Below are 18,188 nucleotides of genomic sequence, written 5' to 3'. Positions count from 1 at the left end.
ATTTATAATATGATTTTATTTTTTCGGATTTGTTCTTAAAAATATGAGACCACCAATAATAATTCCTGCTCCTACAAATTGTAAATAAGTCAGTTTTTCACCATCTAAAATGCCCCAGATAATAGCCACAATAGGCATTATTAAAGTAACTGTAGAGGCAAAAAGAGGAGAGGAAACCTTCAGTAAACGATAATTCATGGTCATTGCAAGGCCTGTTCCGAAAACAGATAAAAGGCTCACAAACATAAGTCCCATCAGAGTATCCCTGGAAAAGCTAAATTCAGAAAAGAATCCCGTACTTGTCAACGCTATTATGGATGGAAATAATAAGACAAATGAAAATACAAAAGCAGAGAGAATCGTAGATGAAACCTCCATAAGCTTTGATTTTACGGTTGTTGTACTCATTGCATAGCATAGGGTAGCCAATAATAACAATAAGATCGGAATCATTTTCAGTTCTCCGCTGTCACCACCTCCGAATGCAAGAATACAGACTCCGGTGAAGCTTATGAATGTTCCTATAATTTGTTTTTTGGTTGTTTCAAACTTCCATACCAATGCTCCTACAATAATCACAAAAATAGGCATCATAGAGTTGATGATCCCCGCAATACTGCTGCTTATTTCGGTTTCGGCAATGGGAAAAAGGAACATTGGGATAAAATTTCCGGTAAAAGCTGCCAGAATTAACCATTTCAGATGCTTTTTAGGAAAAAGTTTATAATTGGAAATCGCAACCGGAAGTAAAATAATCCCGGCAATCAGAACTCGTAAAGATCCTACCTGAAAAGGATTAAAATGCTCCAGAGATTTTTTGATCAAAATAAAGGATGATCCCCAGATAATACTCAGGATAACCAGAAGAACCCATTTTTCTTTATCCGCGTTCATTATTTTCGTGTAAGATTTTTAGAAATTCTTTTTTAGGAATCATTTTAGCCCCCAGACTTTCAAGGTGCTCTGTATGAGATTGACAGTCAATTAATTCAATAGTATTTTTATTGCTTTCTACAAAGTGAATAAATCCTGCTTTTGAAGCATTACTCACTTTAGCAAACATGCTTTCTCCGCAAAAAACGTTTCCAATCTGCAGTCCGTAAAAACCACCCACAAGTTCTTCATCCTGCCATACTTCAATACTTTTGGCCAAGCCATATTCATGAAGCTGGATAAAAGTATTCATCAGCTCATCAGAAAGCCACGTCCCGGACTGGCCTTTTCGGTTTGTCTTTTGACAGTTTCTGATTACTTCCCTGAAATTTTTATTCTCTGAAAAAGTAAAAACATTTCTGTTTAATATTTTCCTCATTGATTTTGAAACCTTTACTTCTTCCGGGAAAAGAACAAATCTTGGATCAGGACACCACCATAGAATTTCTTCTCCGGGATTGTACCAGGGGAAGATACCGAGTTGATAAGCAAACCAAATGCGCTCTACAGACAAGTCACCTCCAAAAGCAACCACTCCTTCATGACCATCATACAGCTCAGGGTCAGGAAATGAAATCTCGTTTTCGTCTAATCGAACCATGCTTAGAAAAAAAATCCCACTTCAAAAAGCAGGATTTATATTTGATCTTATATTCTTTAATTAAAAAGGTAAATCATCATCATCATCTCCGGCAAACGGATTTTCGTTTGAAACTGGAGTTGCAGATTGCTGAGACATTGCCTGAGTAGGTTCTGAAGTATTTTCAGAAACTTTCTCTACTCTCCACCCTGTAATAGAGTTGAAGTATTTAGTTTCACCTTGAGGAGAAACCCATTCTCTACCTCTGATGTTGATTCCTACTTTTACGTTTTCTCCTTCTTTAAGGTTATCTAATAAACTGATTTTATCAGATAAAAATTCTATGTTTATCGGCTGTGGATACTGTTCTTGAGTTAAAATAACCATTTCTCTTTTTTGAAATCCGCTCGCAAATGTTTGAGCATCAAAAAGTTTCTTTACCGTTCCTTGTAATTCCATATCGTAAATATTAACGATGTAAAAGTAAGAAAATGAAATGTAATAAAAGGTGCCGTGAAAAAAAAATATAGAAATTTTAATTTTTTTTCTTGAAAAGTTTGGTAGTAAAGGAAATTGCCCTATATTTGCACTCACAAAAACGAAGCAAGCTCTTTAAAACTTACAATATAAAAAAACCAGCGGATGTGGTGTAATTGGTAGCCACGCCAGACTTAGGATCTGGTGCCGTGAGGCGTGGGGGTTCGAGTCCCTTCATCCGCACTATTCTAAAAGATTTTAGAATCATTGAGAAGGTTGGAACCTCTGGTTCGGATCTTTTTTTTTGCCCACACCATGCCCTGGTGGTGGAACTGGTAGACACGCAGGACTTAAAATCCTGTGTCCGCAAGGACGTACGGGTTCAAGTCCCGTCTGGGGTACAAGACCCTCTGTAATATCTTACGGAGGGTTTTTTGTTTTAATAGAGAGTGTTCTTTAAATAAAATTTTTATATTTGTAAGAAATATAGCCTGAATCTGTAAATTCAGATCAGTAAACCAGCGGATGTGGTGTAATTGGTAGCCACGCCAGACTTAGGATCTGGTGCCGTGAGGCGTGGGGGTTCGAGTCCCTTCATCCGCACTATTCTAAAAGATTTTAGAATCATTGAGAAGGTTGGAACCTCTGGTTCGGATCTTTTTTTTTGCCCACACCATGCCCTGGTGGTGGAACTGGTAGACACGCAGGACTTAAAATCCTGTGTCCGCAAGGACGTACGGGTTCAAGTCCCGTCTGGGGTACAAGTCCCTCTGTAATATGATTACGGAGGGATTTTTGTTTTAAAATAGCTCTGGAAATGTAGCCTCTCTTTTTGCAAGTATAATCTCTCATTTTATATTTCTAAAATAATCTCTCAAAAAACAAGGACTTGAAATGTCTTTTGGTACATTTGCTTCAGAAAAATAAATAACCATGAAATTATTGAATACAATTGCAATAGTTAGTATGATAACAGCTTCTAACCAATTGTTCTCACAGACATCCAGCGAAAGCAAAGCCAAAGAAATTATAGAAAAAGCCATTCAGGCAGAAGGCGGTAAAAAACTTCTGAGCAGCATAAAAACGCTGTATTCTAAATCTGAAACAGTAATGGACGGACGAAATGTGAATTGGATTACCAAAGAAATGGTTCCTAATAAAGGAAGTTTTGAAATTGAGTATCAGGGAAGAATTGTTTACAAATCATGGTTTGATGGCAAAACTGGTTATGAGCTGGTCAACGGAGAGAGAAAATTAGCTGATCCTGCTGAGTTTAAAGATAAAGCAGACAGAAAGTACATTATTAATGAACTTGCCTATATAGATCCCAAATTGTATAAGATTGAACTTATTGAAGAAAACCCGGATAAGATCTATTATAAAATAAAAGCAACCTATATAACAGGAAAGGTGACTTATCTGTATTACGATGTAAAGTCATTCTTTCTAAGCAAAGAAGAAACGGTAGAAAATGGTGAAAAGAATACTTTTTCTACGGTTTTACAAAGCGATTATAAAAAATTCGGGGATCTTTGGTATGCTACTAAATCTACTTTTGTTTCTGAAGATGGAAATCAGGAAGCTAAACTTGTTGATTTATATTACAATAAAGATATTCAGGATAAAGATTTTAAATAAAGTTTATCCCGACTCAAATAAAATCCTATGCAACCTGGCTGCAGAGGATTTTTGTTTAAACATAAAAACCGTTTCACAATTCGTGAAACGGTCAAAAATATATTGAGAGGTGATTAGTTGCCTAATTCAAGCTGATTTTTTACAAGACTGTAGTAATCTGCTTTCTTGTTGACCAACTCCTGGTGGTTTCCTTTTTCAACTACGGCTCCGTTTTTCAGGACGATAATCTGATCTGCATTTTTTACGGTGCTTAAGCGGTGCGCTACAATAATTACCGTTTTTCCTTTGAAGAATTCCTGAAGGTTGTCATGAATGATCTTCTCATTTTCAGCATCCAGAGCGGAAGTTGCTTCGTCAAACAGGATAAAATGAGGGTTTTTATAGACTGCTCTTGCAATAAGAACTCTTTGCTTTTGTCCTCCGGAAATTCCGTTGCCGGCAGCTCCTATTTTTGTACTGTATCCTAATGGAAGATTATCAATGAAAGAAGAAATGTTGGCAACTCTTACCGCATTTTCCATCTTTCTGGTATTGATTTCCACTTCGCTGGTAGCAATGTTTCTTTCGATGGTGTCAGAGAAAATAAACCCGTCCTGCATTACAACTCCATAGTTTTCTCGTATACTTTTAGGAGATAAGGTGAGGATATCGTCTTCGTTATAATGAATGGTACCCTGCGTAGGATTGTAGAATTTCAGTAACAGCTTCATTAAAGTAGTCTTTCCGCTTCCGCTGGCACCAACAATAGCGGTAACTTTGCCTTCAGGGATAAACAGATTGACATCTTTTAAAACAAACTGAGATTTTGGACCTTCATACTGGAAAGAAACATTATTTAAAGTAATTCCTCTCTCTTCTTCTGAGTGTAAATTATTGATTTCAAGTGCTTTCATGCCTTCTTTTTCCTCTTCTTCATGATTCTGAACCTCATTTAGTCTTGAAAGACTCAGCTTTGCATCCTGTAATGAACGGAAGAAAGAAATCATTTGGTTAACAGGAGAGTTCAGCTGTCCGATGATGTAAGATATTGCCAGTAGCTCACCGATGGTCATATTTCCTTTTACAACCTGCAGTGCAGCAAAGAAAGTAACAAAGATATTTTTTAGCTGATTAAGAAATTCAAATCCTGAAAATTGATACTGATCTACCTTTAAGATCCGAAGAGTCGTTTTGAAAAGCTTATTTTGAATCCCTTCCCATTCCTGTCTTTTATAGTCTTCAAATTGGTTTAATTTCATTTCAGAAACTCCATTCAGGATTTCATAAACACTTTCCTGGCTCTGTCCTTTTTCTCTGAATCGGTAATAATCCAGAATTTCTCTTTTCTTTAACCAATACTGCGCCCATACAAGAGATAATGCAGTAAGAGATGAGTAAATAAGTACAATCGTTACATTATAATACCAAAGCACTCCGAAAAACACCAGAAAAGTCACCATAGAGAAGAAGGTCATAAGGCTCTGAGAGGTAAGAAAATCTTCTATTCTCTCATTATCCTGAATTCTCTGGGTAAAATCTCCCTTCATCTTGGTATCAAAAAAGCCCATTGGAAGGAGAAGCATTTTCTTCAGAAAGTCTGAAATAATGGAAATACTAATCCTGGTCCCAATATAAAGCATCAGCCAGTTTCTGAGAATTTCTATGGTAATGCTTCCTAAATATAATACAACCTGAGAGATCAGAATGATTGTAATAAGGTCTATGTCTTTTGTGTTAACTCCCTTATCAATAAGTGTTTGTGTAAGGAATGGAAAGACAAGGCTCAGGCAGCTTCCGATAAGAAGCATACCAGACAAAAAGAGGAATTTGTTTTTATGCTCTTTGAAATATTTCATAGCAAAAGAAATGCTCAGTTTATCTTCTTCCGGGAAAGTCTGCTGATAAAAACTGTTGGTAGGACTTACAAAAAGAGCAATTCCGGTTTCGCCGTCTGATAGCCAGCTTTTAAGAAAGTCTTTTTCGCTCAGCCAGATCATTCCATGGCTTGGATCGGCAATTTTATAGCGTTTTTTTCCTGAAATAAGGCTTTTCTTTACATCAAGAAGCACTACGAAATGGTTTTTATTCCAGTGAAGAATGCAAGGCAGGCTGCCATTTTCATCCAGGGTCTGCAATGTCAGTTTCGCAGGATAGGTTTCAAATCCGATATCTTCGCACAGTTCACTGATACTCAGCAGGCTAACTCCTTCTCTGGATAGATTAGCATTTTCTTTTAAAAAATGTAACGGAATCTGCTTACCAAAGTAGGAAGCCACCATTGCGATACATGCAGGACCGCAGTCCATTTGGTCGTGTTGAGGGATAAATTTTAGCTTCATGATACTAGATATTTTCTTTTGCCGATTTTCATTTTATAATACTTTTCTACAATGCCGTAGATGATCAGTTCGTGCATTCTGTGCCTGGATCTGATCAGTCTGTTGATATGCATATGAATAAAACTGCTGACTAATCTTTCTTTTTGAATGGTCTTCAGATTTTCTATTTCTTTGCAGTTGTCTTTCATAGAAGTGACGAACTCTGAGAAATACTGATTGTCATCCGATTCTACAATCTCGCTGATGAGATTCAGGTTCGTTCTGTATTTCAGATCCAGCTGTTTCTTAAGATTGCTGTCTACATTAAACTCCCGCTGAAACTGGTTGTAGATTTTATTGATCACCTCATATCGCTTATCCAGATCAAGCTGGAAGACATCGAAATATGTATCAATACTTTTGATGGAGTATAACCAGAGGTCATCATTATTAGGAATGTTTTTAAGCAGATTAACAGTCAATTGGCTGTCATAATGGAAGATATGCTCTGCGGTATCAATAAATTCGCCTTCATATCTTTCATATTCTCTGTCATAGGTTCCCATTTCCACTTTATTAATGATTCCTTCGCTGATATATTTATCAAAATAACCGTTGAAAGTGGTAATAATCTGGGCGGTGTTGGTGAGCTTATTATCATTGATTTCCAGTCTCAGTCTGATATGATTATCGGGATCGCTGTATCGTATGTAGAACCATTTTTTGATCAGCTCTTCTTCACTCAGGTGAGGTAAAAGATCCGGAAATACATCCTGTAATATTTTGTCTGAAAACTTGTTGCCGCAATAGATTTTATAGTACAGCCATTTGTTCCCCGGGATAAATTTATTATCAGAAATATTGACATTGAAAAGATGCTGGTCCAGCTCTGTTTTAAATGCTGTATAATTTCTGTTAATCATGGGAATGATAATCTCGTTGTTGAACTCATCAGTCTCAAGATCGTAAAGACATTCTGTAAGGGTTACGGTTTCCTTAGATCTCAGTTCATCAATAAGGAATAATAAAAGGTTGTCATTTTCGGTATCGATCAATAGCTTGTTATCTCCCTGGGAAATAAAGAAATACCGGTTTACTTTTTTATCTGAAAGGTATTCTTTTACCGTTTTAATGCTTTCAGTATTGTTTTTGGTCTTTATTCCAGATACTTCATTTTGGTATAATCTCCATAATGCCGGTGTGAAGATGATATCATCACCATGCGTGATCCGAGGAATATAATCATACATCAGGTAGTTGGTGTCTCCAATATTTAAAACCAATGCAGTAGAAACATCCTGATGCTGAAGGTCGCACAGAAACTGATACACCGGAAGCGAATTATAATCAAAATTATGAGCGGTAGAATGGAAAATTTTAACTTCTTTATTCAGCTCTTTATGGAATAATACGATTCTTTTATCAATCATTTTAATGTAAAGATCCGTCAGGTTAATGGTATTTTCCGAAGCTGAAGACTTGGTAAGATAAGAAAGCTGATTTCCTCTTTTTACCTGTCTCAGTAAGATATTTCCTACTCTGTTGTCTGGCAAATGAAGCAGTTCAGCATAGATAAAGTGATTATCATTCTGTTCTTCTTTGATGATTCTGTTCATCGGAGCCAGGATTTCTTCATCTTCATTGGAAAATCTCGCAATAAGGTTGGCACCGCTTGTTCCGCCTACAGAAGAGATGGCTATTTTATCAGATACCTTTTCAATCATGACAGCCATTGATCTTGCAAGGCTTACCTCATCTGCATTCTGAAGGCTGTTGATGTCATGCTGGCTAAGGTCTATAGCGGTATTTCCATTGATGTTGGCTTTGTTGATGATTCTTCTCCAGAATTCATGGATCTTTTTATTGTAAGTGATAGAAAATGAATCATTACTGGAATTGGGCCAGCTCAACGTATCCAACAGGGAAGAAAAATCGTTTTCGCTGTTTTGTTCCTGGATGTATCCAATGCCGCTTTCGTTGTCCAGTACTTCAACCAAAGGCACCAGGCTCTCTTCATATCTTGCATAGAAGGCAGACTTGAATTTTTCTAAATTTTCATTCACCGTTTCACTTCCTTTGTCCCAAAAGCATGATAGGGTATTGATTCCCTTTTTAATTTTGGAAAGGTCTTCTCTGGTAACAGGTGAAAAGTCAAGGTTCCTTTTTAAGGATGAATTGATGAGATATTTTCTGTCATACAAAATAGAGAACTGGTTGGCAAGTGCAAATATTTCGTTGTAATATTCCTGAGATTGTCCTACTCCGGAGTTCAGCAATTCCATATAGTTTTCCATTTTGATCAGGATTTCCAGATAACGGTCAAGTTCAGGATAGATTCCTTTTTTTGAACTTAAATATTCAATAATCTGAGACAAAGGAGAGTGCTCATTCAGGCAGATATCAAAGTTACTTTTAAAGAACTGGGCATCAATCAGGCTGAAAATATAGTATTTTGCATCTTCTTCGGAAACTCCTTCTACATTTTCTGCAACCAGAGCCACCAGATTGTCAAAAGAATAAGATTGGGCAGCCACCGTTTCAACCAGAAAATCCAGAAGTTCATCTTTTTCCAATGAGCTTAAAGTATAGACTCTTTTTTCGTTTTGTATTGCGGTTTCGATATATCGGTAATAATCACCTAACTTATAGATTGAGTCATTAAGCGCATATTCATGAACCTCTGGAAAGTCTCTGTTGATTAATACTATAACCTGAAAAAGGAAAGAAAGATCCAGCGTAGTATACCGGAGGATAGCGTTCATATTTCCTGCTTCAATATTTTTATTTTCTGAGCTGAGTTCAAAAGCAGAATGGGAAGCAAAAGTTCCGAAAGGAGTAGATCTGGTGGTAATTCTGATGTAATATTTAAGAATAGAATTGTTGATTCTGTTTCTCTTTACCAGAGATAAAGACGGATCATCCTGGCATAATCTTGCCCATTCGCTATACAGCTCATAAGATGCTAAAAAGATAGATTCTCTGAAGACCTCATCATTCCATAATTCCAGGATAAAATGATCAAGATCTGCTGTATTTTTTGGTATATTGTTATATTGTTTGAATGAGTACAGAGAGTTTCTCATAAAACCAATATTGATGTTATCTAACTGCGTTTTCATGTTGAATAGATTGTAGGTTGTAATGGTTGCTTATCATTTCAGCGTTTTCTGTTTTCTTATCACTGTCAGGTTCTGTATCATATAAAATGAATTCATCAACAGCCAGTTTTTCATCCAGTTTTTCAATCAGTTCAAAAAGCTCTTCAAAGTTGAGGTTGAGGATTTTGAAAGATTCGGATTCATCTGCATCGGATTTTATTTCGTTGACTTCTGAAAGGTTGATCGCCAGAGCCAGTGATATTTTAGGAACAAATCCGTTTTGCTGTGCAAAAGAATCCCTGTATCTGTTGATCTCTTCTTTTTTATCTTCAAGATTTTCAAGGAATTTTCCGCTTCCGTGAAAGGCTGAAACACAATAGTTTGAGTGTAAAGTGATTGCTTCGTCCAGGTTGTTCAAAGAAGAAGAAAGATACCAGAGATCAGGGATCAGTCCACCGTAAGGAGGAATTAAAATTCCTTCTTTTTCGTTCTTTTCAGCTTCAGAATAAAACAATTCGTGGATTTCATTGGCATTTTCTTTGAAAACCACTCCGGTACCTCTTTCAAGGATGTCCGGATTCAAAAGGTTTTTGGTGTACTCACTTTCAGGAATCCCTTTTGACAGTCCAAGGTCTATTCTTCCGTTGAATATATTGTTGATGAGTTTATAATTGGTAGCGACAGCGTAAGGAGAATAACTGGGAACTGAAGTTCCTGCAGATCCTACTCTTATTTTTTCTGTCATTCCGGCGATCATGGCAATCACGATATCCGGATTTGAAAATGCAAGATTCTTGAGGTGGGAATAATGATGCTCTGCCAGCCAGAATCTGCTGTATCCTAATCTCTCTGCATGAAGGGCATAATCAACTACATCGTTAAGAGCTGTGATTGAATCTTTGCCGCTTCTGTATCCTAGTTCTAGTAATCCTATGCTTTTTGTTTTCATGTTACAGTAAAAATTTTAGGTATTTAGTTTTGTCTATTTTGTCATTCAGAGCAATCAGGGCTCCTGTTTTTCCAAAGAGTAAATTACTGTCCTGTTCGGTGAATGGCTGGTCCAATTCGTTTTCCAGGATTTCCAGTGATCTTTTCATCCAGAAGCTTTTGGCTTGTTTATAATCCGGATGGGCGTCTTTTTCATGAATCTCGTGATACAGCTGTACAAGTCCTGAGGTTCCGTGGCAATACTGGATAAATTCTACACCTGTATTGGCCATTACTTTTCTTTTTGTAGTTTCTAAACCCAGTTCATGGGCCATATCTCTGTATTTTGTTTCCTGCAGGGTTTCACCTGTTTTATAAAGGAGATAAGAGAAAGAAAGATCGCTGTTGCACCAGCAAAGTCTGTTGTTGTGAAAAGGCTTCAACAGATTCTCTGCTATTTTGTAGTTGTAAGGTTTATATATTCTGGCATTTTCTACTTCATGGACATCAAAATTGGAAATAATGAAATCCAAACAGGTGTCAATAATGTATCTTGCTTTTTCCGTCATTACCGGAAGACCCAAAAGATTATTAACAATAGAAAGATAGCCATAGTTGAACCCTAAGTTAATTCCATCTGCATAGCTGTCATTCAGCTTGTTTTCAAATGGAGTGGGATGGGAAATGCATTCATCATAAAGGATGTTTACAATTTCGCTGCTGTACTGTTCGTTTCTGATGGTGTTGAAATAATGGAGATTTCCTATTGGGCCATCAAAAAAAGTATAATTGTCTTCCTTCAGCATGGTAACGGATTGCTGGAAGATCAGTTCCCCGATGTCAGTAATCTGGTCATCAAAATCGTCTTGTATTAATCCGTCTTTTTTTAATAAATCCAGGATAATGCCTAGTCCGGTCATTCCTTTGGATAGATTCGGGAGCGTATATACGTTGTTTTCTTTTTGCATGTTGCCATTCTCAAAGACTTCTTCAAGGATAGCTCCGACTTTGTTTACGTAGATGTCATTTCCTGAGATTTGATATTGTGTTAAGAAATAGAGTAATAGTCCCAGTTTTCCATAAAGCAATCCATCAGGTAAATTTCCATAATCAAAATCAAGCAGTTTTTGATCGTATTCATGAAGAATGGTCGTGATATTTTGAGATTGTAGAGTTTCCATTATAGATCGTAATTATAGAATGAAACGTAGTTGTGATTGGTTTTAATGACATTGTTCATCAGGGTAATCCCGATTCCTGCTATGCCCTGACCCAGGGCCATATTGATATTGTCAAATTCTGCATTGTAATAGGCTTTGAATCCTGCCCATGTTTCACTTTCATTATTTTTTGACTGCAGAAGATGTTCGTGCCAATATTCTTTGGCTTCTAAAAATGCATCCTTTTCAGTAAGGAGATAAAGTTTTTTGTATAATGCGGATAATCCGGCAGAACCATAAATTAATCCCGGCTCCAGGATAGCGGACTGATCAGTATCTTTAAATTTTGTAGTATTGAGTAAGATATGAAGTCCTTTGTCGCAATAGTCCTTATTTTCTAGGAGAATTCCTGCGTTGTAAAAAGTATAGCCAATTCCGATTTCTCCGTATGCGAGATTGTGATAATCTATATAGACATCTTCAAAAGCATTGAAGGGGAAAAGCGTAATATTGTCAGTACTGCTTTCTTTACAGCTCCAGATAAATGATAATCCTTTGTGAATGAGTTCTAAAGATTCTTTTGTGTAGATCTTATTTTTATAAAGGAATAACAAATAGTTGATTACTCCTGTTGTTCCGTGTCCTAAGCCCAGTTCCACATATGGATTTTCCTTATCCCGAAGATCAAACTTCCAGTAGTTTCCGCTGTCATGGTTTTGAGTAAGTTCAATGACTTTATCCAGGGTTTTCTCTATCAGGTATTTTTTGTCTTTAAGATTTCTCAGTACGAAATACTTGGCAAAACTCGGAAACCCGCTCGTTAAATCAAGGTCTCCCTGCTCTGTTTTCTGGATCAGTATTTCTTCCAGTATTTCATCTATATTTTCCAGTAGAGAATCAATTTCGCTATCTAAAACTTCTTCCTGTTTCAGGAACATAAGATATAATCCCAGCTCTCTTATCTCATCATTAAAATGAAGACTTTTATAATCCTCTGTTAAAACAGACAGAGACTTTTCAATGTAGTGTGTTACCAACTCCAAAGATTCTGATTCTTTGGTCATTAGATAATGATAATAATAAAACATTGAAGCGCTTAGAATCCCGTTATTAAGACCGATTCCGGTAAGGGAAGTATCTTTTTTGCGGATACATTCTTCTATTTCTGAGATGATTAGTTTTTCTTTTTGCATGATCTGAGAGCTTTGAGATTATATAATTTTTTTTAAAAGAGGGAGTTTTATCAAAAGTGCTCCCTCTTTTATAGGAGAAGATTACTTCGCTATTCTTGTTTGTACTACTGTGTTTCCACCGCAAGAACACTGTCCGCAAGACTGCGCTGCTGCCTGAAGACTGTTAACACCTCCTTTTAGGCTATTCATTTGCTCTTCTTGTAATTTGCTGATTTGCTCTTTGTTGATTTGAAGACCCTTAGTTAGTTTCATTTTGTTCATGATGTTTAATTTTAAATTGTTATTGTTTATTTTAAATGTGATGGGCTGATTAAGATGCTACTCTTGTTTTTACGATTGTGTTTCCACCGCAAGAACACTGTCCGCAAGACTGCGCTGCTGCCTGAAGGCTGTTAACCCCTCCTTTAAGGCTGTTCATTTGCTCTTCCTGAAGCTTGCTGATTTGTTCTTTGTTGATTTGTAGACCTTTTGTTAATTTAATTTTGTGCATGATGTTGATTTTTAAATTGTTATATAAATATTTTAAATTTTTGTGAGAATTACTTAGCAACTCTTGTTTGTACTACTGTATTTCCACCGCAAGAACACTGTCCGCAAGACTGAGCTGCTGCCTGTAGGCTGTTAACCCCTCCTTTAAGACCATTCATTTGCTCTTCCTGAAGCTTGCTGATTTGTTCTTTGTTGATCTGTAATCCTTTAGATAATTTCATTTTGTTCATGATGTTTGATTTTAATTGTTATTGTTTATTTTAATGTGATTTTGGAAGCTGATTATTGAGCTGCTCTTGTTTTTACAATTGTGTTTCCACCGCAAGAACACTGTCCGCAAGACTGCGCCGCTGCTTGAAGGCTGTTAACCCCTCCTTTAAGGCTGTTCATTTGCTCTTCCTGTAATTTGCTGATTTGCTCTTTGTTGATTTGTAGTCCTTTTGTTAATTTAATTTTGTGCATGATTTTAAAATTTTTAGTTGATTGGTTTTTGGTTATCTTTTCAAGTCATAAAACCTTTATTGGACCCTACTTGCAAGTATATATTTGATTAATTAATTCTGTTTCTTTCGTCCTCGTTTCCGAAGTTTCTCTGCTGTTCAGATTTCAGATTCTTGTTTCCGAACTTGTAGCTTAAAGAGACCCTTACTCCCCTTGTGTCGCCATAGCTGCTGAAGTCTGTTTTTATACCATTAGACTCATAAGTGATCAGAGGGCGCTGGCCGTTTAAAAGATCCATGCCGGTAACAGTCAACGTCAGTTTCTTATCCAGCAGCAGGAATTTCATAGAAACATCCAGGATATTCATGGTTGAGATATGAAAGATCTGATAACGTCCCGGAAGCTGAAGACCGTAGTTGGCACTGAAGAATATAGTTTTAGACTCATTCAATGTAAAATCGTTATTAGAATAGAAATACGCATTGTAACCATCTATTGAACTGATGAAATCTGTTTTTGACTTTACATTCTGATAATTCACATTAAATCCTGTAAAGCTGTTCCACCAGGTCCATCTATTAAAATTGTAATACGTGGAAACCCCGATCTGATACGTATTGGCATAATTCAAAGGTGTGCTTCGTGTGATATTGGTATTCCGGTCCAGAATAGCAAGGTCCTGGCTGAAATCCGATACCTGAGAATAATACACCGAGGATACCCATTTCTGATTTCTTACATACGAAAACTCCAGATTATCAATGATAGAAGGTTTTAAAAACGGATTTCCTTCCGAATAATAATAAGGGCTTGTACGCACCACAAACGGATTCAGATACTCAAAATTCGGTCTGCGGATTCTTCTGCTGTAGTTCAGTGAGAAAGAATTCTTGTCATCAGGATTATAGGTCACATACGCTGTCGGAAATAATTTGACATAATCATTTTTGTTGGTTTGGTTCAGATTATGCGAATATCCGGTTGTCTGGGTTGCTTCCATTCTAAGACCAGCCTGGGTTTCCCATTTTTCGCCCAGCTTTTTGCTTGCAGAAACATATAATGCTTCGTTATGCTCCTTATAATTAAAGATGTTCGACTGATCGGTATTTAAAACGGGAGTACCGGTCTTATGATCCAGAACAACAAGGTCATTGTTCGTATTTGTATAAGTATATTTCCCTCCGAAGCTTAAAGAAGCCCATTTCAACGGCATTTCCACATCCACTTTTCCGGAATAGTTTTCAATACGGTTCACATTGGTATTCGTAGCTGAGAAAAAGCTTCCCGGCAGAATATTCCTTTGAGGATCCAATTCATTTCCTGCATAAAAGTTGTAATCACTTTTTCTGTAGTGGAAATAATCAAAATCAGTGGTGATTTTGGTCCCTGCAGAATCTATTTTAAAGGTATTGTACCAGTTAAGAGAATTCATATTAGGCTTATTGTTGGCATCCACATCAGATGTAATGTAGGAATTCACAGCTCCGGCAGAATTAAACCTTGAGGTAAAAGGACTGTTTGATGAGGTGTTTCTGGTAAAACTGCCCAGATATTTTGCCCCTGTTGTCCATTTATCCGATATTTTGTAGTCAATGCCAAGTCCCAACCCAAGATTGTTCTCTTCAGATTTATTTTTGACATTCAGGATCCATAGCTCATCCGGATAGTAAATTTTACTGTCAGATGTGGTGCGGAGTCTCTGAGAATTGGTATTGGCGGTTAGCTGTAAAGACAGCCTGTTGCGGTTATAATTAAATGCTCCCTGAAGACCGCCTCCTGCATATGTTTTTTGAGTATAGCTGCCTCCAATGTTGGCATTCCAGGAATTCGGTTTTCCTCTTTTTAATTTGATATTGATCAGTCCGCTGTCACCCTCTGCATCGTACTTCGCTGGTGGAGTAGTGATGACTTCAATAGACTGGATATTGTCTGAAGGAATTGATTTTAATAAACTTGACAAATCATCCTGAGACATTCTCTGAATACGATCGTCTATCATGACCAGAACTTCCCCTTTTCCAACGATTGAAACCTTTTCATCCTGGATGCGAACCAGTGGAGTTGTTTTTAAAGCGTCCAATGCAGTGCCTCCTGTTGCTGCAACCGAATTTTCTACATTGAAAACAAGACGGTCTATTTTTCTTTCAACCAGTTTTTTCTTTTTTGTCAGACTGATTGCCTGGATTTCTTTACTTTCCGGCTGGTTTTCTTTAATCGTATAATTTCTTGTAATCTCTCCTTCTATTTTTTCATTTCCTTCGTATACTTTGCTTCCATTCAGGAAAAATTCCATTTTATAAGAATCGGCTTTTGGAAGTTTGATAGAGAAAAGTCCGTTTTCATCAGTGATCGTTGAGAATTTATCATTTCCTGCTAATAAAACTACTTCCACATAAGAAATATTGGCTGCCTTTTCATCAGATACTTTACCCGAGATACTCTGAGCATTAAGGTGAATGCCCATTCCTAAAAAGGATAATAACGGTATTAAGTATTTCTTTGTCATGATTGTTATTTTATATTTCAAAAGTAGAATGTTGTGTTTTGAATGCTGCTACACGGAAGTGTAGTTTTAGGCGGTTTGTTGTAATACTACACTTTGGTGTAGGGCGCTTACTTCCGGTGTTGACATCAAATGATAGTTCTTATCAAGGAATTTTTTTAGTCCGTTATAAGTAAGCATTACAGGGATTGTTTCAGAACCCAGATAATGAATGGGCTCTGCTAAGGTAATAGCCTCTATTCCCATAAGCTTAAGGACTTTCAGAAGCTTGGCATCACATTCAGCGATAGCAACAGAATTTTTATTCTGACAAACCTCGTTGATTGCATAAGCCATTAGTGTTTTGAATATTCCGAAACCTGTTTTATCAATTCCTTTCTTAATAGCAAATCTCCCAATGTGCCAAATGTTGGTCGTTTTATTTTTAATAAAAGAAGACGGATTGATATGGAACAGTTTCTCCAAAGGAAGAACATCCTTATGATTCCATTTAAAAACTCTTATAGAACCATTAATCTTATCTTCGTGATCTCTGGAAACAAAAATCTTAGACTTTTTAAAGTTCTTTTCCTCATGATAGATATCTTCTACTTCAGCCTTAAACTGATCCGTATCAGAATAACTTTCATGATGATTAAAGTTTTCGGTAACAACAAATTCTGCTAATTCGTATAAGTTTTTATTACTTAAAGAATAAAAGTTAAGATGTTCCATATTTTTTTTATCTTTATAGTAAAATTATTACACTGAATAGTGGGATATGCTACACTTTAGTGTAGATTCCTTAAAGTCTACACTAAAGTGTAGTAACCTAAAAACTGTACCTTAAAAACTTAACTATGGAAGAGATTGGAAAATTCTTTTCAAATAAAAACAGTATTGATACAATCTCAGAATCAGAGAATAACCAGACCTCTGATTATCTTGAAGTGATTAAAGCATTTGCTAGGATCACTTATATGAGTTTGTATGTTATAGATTATCAGAAACAGAATTTTGAATATGTCTCGGATAATCCTTTATTCCTTTGTGATCATACTCCCAAAGAGGTAGAAACAATGGGCTATGCCTTCTATTTCAGGCATGTGAAAAAAGAAGACCTGGATTTGCTGTTTAAAATCAATGAAGTAGGATTTGAATTCTATGAGAATCTGCCCGTACATGAGCGAAAGCTCTATACAATTTCTTATGATTTTCATTTAGTCAATGAAAGTAAAAATACCATCCTTATCAACCACAAGCTCACTCCTCTTTTCTTATCTTCAGAGGGTAAAATGTGGAAGGCTATGTGTATTGTATCATTGTCGCACAACCATGCATCCGGAAATATTTCTATTGTAAAGCAGGGAACAGATGAAATCTGGAACTACGACCTGAAAGACAACAGATGGATAAAAGAGGAAAAAGTGAAGCTCTCAGAAAGAGAAGCTGAGATATTAAGATTATATGCCCAGGGGCTTACCATCAATGAAATTGCAGATAAGATCTACGTAACAGGTGATACGGTAAAGTTCCACAGAAGAAAGCTATTTGATAAAATGGGCGTAAGTAATATTACTGAAGCATTATCCTATGCGACAAATTACAAGTTGATTTAAACGCACAGGTAGCTATTCGGAAATCGCATTCATATAAAACTGTGGGAAAGTTTTATGGGGTTTTCCGGTGGCTATTTTGAACATTACGTGTGTACACATTCCCGCAACGATCCATGAAGCAATGGCCAATTGGGGAGGAGGAAGATTTTCTTTTTCCTTCTTATAATCGTCTATAATATTTTCAAGCCACTCATTGGGAGTTCTCCAAAATCGCAGATAACCGGCGATGTATTCTACCATTTTGAGCTCATTGAAATTATCATCAGAAAGGATGTCAAGTGCAAGCCCATTAGGTTCTATTACTGCTACTAAACCTCCCCATCCGAGATTATAAGGATGCAGAACATGCATTCCTTTTTCCTGGCATATTCTGTCAAATACCACAGGGATATTACTTGAAAAATCCAGGGCGTTGATAGCAATATCATGATCACCAATGATTTCATGAACGTTATCCGGTGTGATAAATTCGCTCCGATACCGGATATTGGCCTTTGGATTAATGCTTTTCAGCCGATGGTATAATGTTTCTGCTTTGTAGGAAGAAATATCCTGATGGGTGTAGTTTTGCCGGTTCAGATTAGACTGTTCAATAGTATCACCATCCACAATGGTAATATTTTCAAAACCAAAACGAAGCGCACATTCTGCAATATTGCTACCTATACCACTTCCTGCAAGGAGAATAGAAAAATTCTTAATTGCTTTTTGCTCTTCTTCCTGTACGTATAACCTGTTTCGAGAATATTTTGCTTCCATTGCTGTTATTTTAATACAAAAATAGGTTTATGCCTCCTAATTTTGACTACACAATGGTTTAGTTTTGAGTCTGAGAATCAAAATAAAAGCATGCA

Annotated in this window: 17 protein-coding genes and 4 tRNA genes; 6 read left to right on the top strand and 15 right to left on the bottom strand. The window is 36.6% G+C overall.

The features are described 5' to 3' along the window. Positions 1-15 precede the first annotated feature (15 nt). The 3 genes from ACLMCG_RS20310 to ACLMCG_RS20300 are packed head-to-tail and all read right to left on the bottom strand — an operon-like array spanning position 16 to position 1,972. Positions 16-894, bottom strand: a complete 879-nt coding sequence (locus ACLMCG_RS20310) for a DMT family transporter (RefSeq protein WP_223598139.1) — start codon at positions 892-894, stop codon at positions 16-18. Next, on the bottom strand, positions 881-1,534 hold the full coding sequence (gene aat / locus ACLMCG_RS20305) for a leucyl/phenylalanyl-tRNA--protein transferase (RefSeq protein WP_413960959.1): 654 nt from the start codon (positions 1,532-1,534) through the stop codon (positions 881-883). Before aat ends, ACLMCG_RS20310 begins: the two co-directional genes overlap by 14 nt. A gap of 60 nt (positions 1,535-1,594) precedes the next feature. After that, positions 1,595-1,972: a DUF3127 domain-containing protein gene (locus tag ACLMCG_RS20300; RefSeq protein WP_413960958.1), complete on the bottom strand. Its 378-nt coding sequence runs from the start codon at positions 1,970-1,972 to the stop codon at positions 1,595-1,597. Between the two features lie 179 nt (positions 1,973-2,151). Here ACLMCG_RS20300 and ACLMCG_RS20295 point away from each other — a divergent pair. From ACLMCG_RS20295 to ACLMCG_RS20275, 5 genes are all read left to right on the top strand, one after another. Next, positions 2,152-2,233: transfer RNA gene (locus ACLMCG_RS20295), tRNA-Leu, on the top strand. A gap of 74 nt (positions 2,234-2,307) precedes the next feature. Next, a tRNA-Leu gene (locus tag ACLMCG_RS20290) sits at positions 2,308-2,391 on the top strand. 120 nt (positions 2,392-2,511) lie between these two features. After that, a tRNA-Leu gene (locus ACLMCG_RS20285) sits at positions 2,512-2,593 on the top strand. Between the two features lie 74 nt (positions 2,594-2,667). Continuing rightward, a tRNA-Leu gene (locus ACLMCG_RS20280) sits at positions 2,668-2,751 on the top strand. A gap of 172 nt (positions 2,752-2,923) precedes the next feature. Next, complete coding sequence (locus ACLMCG_RS20275) at positions 2,924-3,628, top strand: hypothetical protein (protein ID WP_413960957.1); 705 nt, start codon at positions 2,924-2,926, stop codon at positions 3,626-3,628. Positions 3,629-3,741: 113 nt separating this feature from the next. On the opposite strand, the gene ACLMCG_RS20270 is transcribed toward ACLMCG_RS20275, so the two are convergent. The 11 genes from ACLMCG_RS20270 to ACLMCG_RS20220 form a co-directional block, all read right to left on the bottom strand. After that, positions 3,742-5,946 (bottom strand): peptidase domain-containing ABC transporter, encoded by a 2,205-nt coding sequence (locus ACLMCG_RS20270; protein WP_413960956.1) that lies wholly within the window; start codon positions 5,944-5,946, stop codon positions 3,742-3,744. Then, entirely contained in the window at positions 5,943-9,044 is a 3,102-nt protein-coding gene (locus tag ACLMCG_RS20265) for a lantibiotic dehydratase (RefSeq protein WP_413960955.1), read from the bottom strand. Before ACLMCG_RS20265 ends, ACLMCG_RS20270 begins: the two co-directional genes overlap by 4 nt. Continuing rightward, positions 9,025-9,972 carry an LLM class flavin-dependent oxidoreductase gene (locus ACLMCG_RS20260; RefSeq protein ID WP_413960954.1) on the bottom strand — a complete coding sequence of 316 codons (948 nt, stop codon included), beginning with the start codon at positions 9,970-9,972 and terminating at the stop codon, positions 9,025-9,027. Before ACLMCG_RS20260 ends, ACLMCG_RS20265 begins: the two co-directional genes overlap by 20 nt. Position 9,973: 1 nt before the next feature. Continuing rightward, positions 9,974-11,131 (bottom strand): lanthionine synthetase LanC family protein, encoded by a 1,158-nt coding sequence (locus ACLMCG_RS20255; RefSeq protein WP_413960953.1) that lies wholly within the window; start codon positions 11,129-11,131, stop codon positions 9,974-9,976. Then, complete coding sequence (locus ACLMCG_RS20250) at positions 11,131-12,303, bottom strand: lanthionine synthetase LanC family protein (RefSeq protein ID WP_413960952.1); 1,173 nt, start codon at positions 12,301-12,303, stop codon at positions 11,131-11,133. The genes ACLMCG_RS20255 and ACLMCG_RS20250 overlap by 1 nt, the downstream gene beginning before the upstream one ends. 81 nt (positions 12,304-12,384) lie before the next feature. Further along, complete coding sequence (locus tag ACLMCG_RS20245; RefSeq protein ID WP_174774463.1) at positions 12,385-12,555, bottom strand: class I lanthipeptide; 171 nt, start codon at positions 12,553-12,555, stop codon at positions 12,385-12,387. A gap of 58 nt (positions 12,556-12,613) precedes the next feature. Beyond that, on the bottom strand, positions 12,614-12,793 hold the full coding sequence (locus ACLMCG_RS20240; RefSeq protein WP_223598131.1) for a class I lanthipeptide: 180 nt from the start codon (positions 12,791-12,793) through the stop codon (positions 12,614-12,616). Positions 12,794-12,842: 49 nt separating this feature from the next. Beyond that, the gene (locus ACLMCG_RS20235) at positions 12,843-13,022 is read right to left on the bottom strand and encodes a class I lanthipeptide (protein WP_223598130.1); all 180 of its coding nucleotides are present in this window, start codon (positions 13,020-13,022) and stop codon (positions 12,843-12,845) included. Positions 13,023-13,074: 52 nt separating this feature from the next. Further along, the gene (locus ACLMCG_RS20230) at positions 13,075-13,254 is read right to left on the bottom strand and encodes a class I lanthipeptide (protein WP_076595230.1); all 180 of its coding nucleotides are present in this window, start codon (positions 13,252-13,254) and stop codon (positions 13,075-13,077) included. Positions 13,255-13,342: 88 nt separating this feature from the next. Next, the gene (locus ACLMCG_RS20225) at positions 13,343-15,739 is read right to left on the bottom strand and encodes a TonB-dependent receptor domain-containing protein (protein WP_413960951.1); all 2,397 of its coding nucleotides are present in this window, start codon (positions 15,737-15,739) and stop codon (positions 13,343-13,345) included. A 66-nt stretch (positions 15,740-15,805) separates the two neighbouring features. Then, entirely contained in the window at positions 15,806-16,450 is a 645-nt protein-coding gene (locus ACLMCG_RS20220) for a hypothetical protein (RefSeq protein WP_223598128.1), read from the bottom strand. A gap of 125 nt (positions 16,451-16,575) precedes the next feature. Between ACLMCG_RS20220 and ACLMCG_RS20215 the strand changes: the two genes are divergently transcribed. Continuing rightward, a complete protein-coding gene (locus ACLMCG_RS20215) occupies positions 16,576-17,334 on the top strand; it encodes a response regulator transcription factor (protein WP_223598127.1) in 759 nt (252 codons plus the stop codon). Between the two features lie 12 nt (positions 17,335-17,346). On the opposite strand, the gene ACLMCG_RS20210 is transcribed toward ACLMCG_RS20215, so the two are convergent. Then, positions 17,347-18,093, bottom strand: coding sequence for a ThiF family adenylyltransferase (locus tag ACLMCG_RS20210; RefSeq protein ID WP_223598126.1), 747 nt, complete (start codon positions 18,091-18,093; stop codon positions 17,347-17,349). Between the last annotated feature and the right edge of the window lie 95 nt (positions 18,094-18,188).

This window comes from Chryseobacterium sp. S90, from assembly GCF_047444895.1.
GTDB lineage: Bacteria > Bacteroidota > Bacteroidia > Flavobacteriales > Weeksellaceae > Chryseobacterium.
Note: the sequence above shows the minus strand (reverse complement) of the source record. Positions and strands in the feature narration are given on the sequence as shown.

Excerpts from the sequence above, each read along its gene's own strand:
- ACLMCG_RS20250 (WP_413960952.1), bottom strand. The coding sequence starts at position 12,303 with ATGCAAAAAGAAAAACTAATCATCTCAGAAATAGAAGAATGTATCCGC.
- ACLMCG_RS20220 (WP_223598128.1), bottom strand. The coding sequence starts at position 16,450 with ATGGAACATCTTAACTTTTATTCTTTAAGTAATAAAAACTTATACGAA.
- ACLMCG_RS20300 (WP_413960958.1), bottom strand. The coding sequence starts at position 1,972 with ATGGAATTACAAGGAACGGTAAAGAAACTTTTTGATGCTCAAACATTT.
- ACLMCG_RS20245 (WP_174774463.1), bottom strand. The coding sequence starts at position 12,555 with ATGAAACTAACTAAGGGTCTTCAAATCAACAAAGAGCAAATCAGCAAA.
- ACLMCG_RS20255 (WP_413960953.1), bottom strand. The coding sequence starts at position 11,131 with ATGGAAACTCTACAATCTCAAAATATCACGACCATTCTTCATGAATAC.
- ACLMCG_RS20235 (WP_223598130.1), bottom strand. The coding sequence starts at position 13,022 with ATGAACAAAATGAAATTATCTAAAGGATTACAGATCAACAAAGAACAA.
- ACLMCG_RS20265 (WP_413960955.1), bottom strand. The coding sequence starts at position 9,044 with ATGAAAACGCAGTTAGATAACATCAATATTGGTTTTATGAGAAACTCT.
- ACLMCG_RS20260 (WP_413960954.1), bottom strand. The coding sequence starts at position 9,972 with ATGAAAACAAAAAGCATAGGATTACTAGAACTAGGATACAGAAGCGGC.
- ACLMCG_RS20230 (WP_076595230.1), bottom strand. The coding sequence starts at position 13,254 with ATGCACAAAATTAAATTAACAAAAGGACTACAAATCAACAAAGAGCAA.
- ACLMCG_RS20225 (WP_413960951.1), bottom strand. The coding sequence starts at position 15,739 with ATGACAAAGAAATACTTAATACCGTTATTATCCTTTTTAGGAATGGGC.
- ACLMCG_RS20215 (WP_223598127.1), top strand. The coding sequence starts at position 16,576 with ATGGAAGAGATTGGAAAATTCTTTTCAAATAAAAACAGTATTGATACA.
- ACLMCG_RS20270 (WP_413960956.1), bottom strand. The coding sequence starts at position 5,946 with ATGAAGCTAAAATTTATCCCTCAACACGACCAAATGGACTGCGGTCCT.
- ACLMCG_RS20310 (WP_223598139.1), bottom strand. The coding sequence starts at position 894 with ATGAACGCGGATAAAGAAAAATGGGTTCTTCTGGTTATCCTGAGTATT.
- ACLMCG_RS20210 (WP_223598126.1), bottom strand. The coding sequence starts at position 18,093 with ATGGAAGCAAAATATTCTCGAAACAGGTTATACGTACAGGAAGAAGAG.
- ACLMCG_RS20275 (WP_413960957.1), top strand. The coding sequence starts at position 2,924 with ATGAAATTATTGAATACAATTGCAATAGTTAGTATGATAACAGCTTCT.
- aat (WP_413960959.1), bottom strand. The coding sequence starts at position 1,534 with ATGGTTCGATTAGACGAAAACGAGATTTCATTTCCTGACCCTGAGCTG.
- ACLMCG_RS20240 (WP_223598131.1), bottom strand. The coding sequence starts at position 12,793 with ATGCACAAAATTAAATTAACAAAAGGTCTACAAATCAACAAAGAACAA.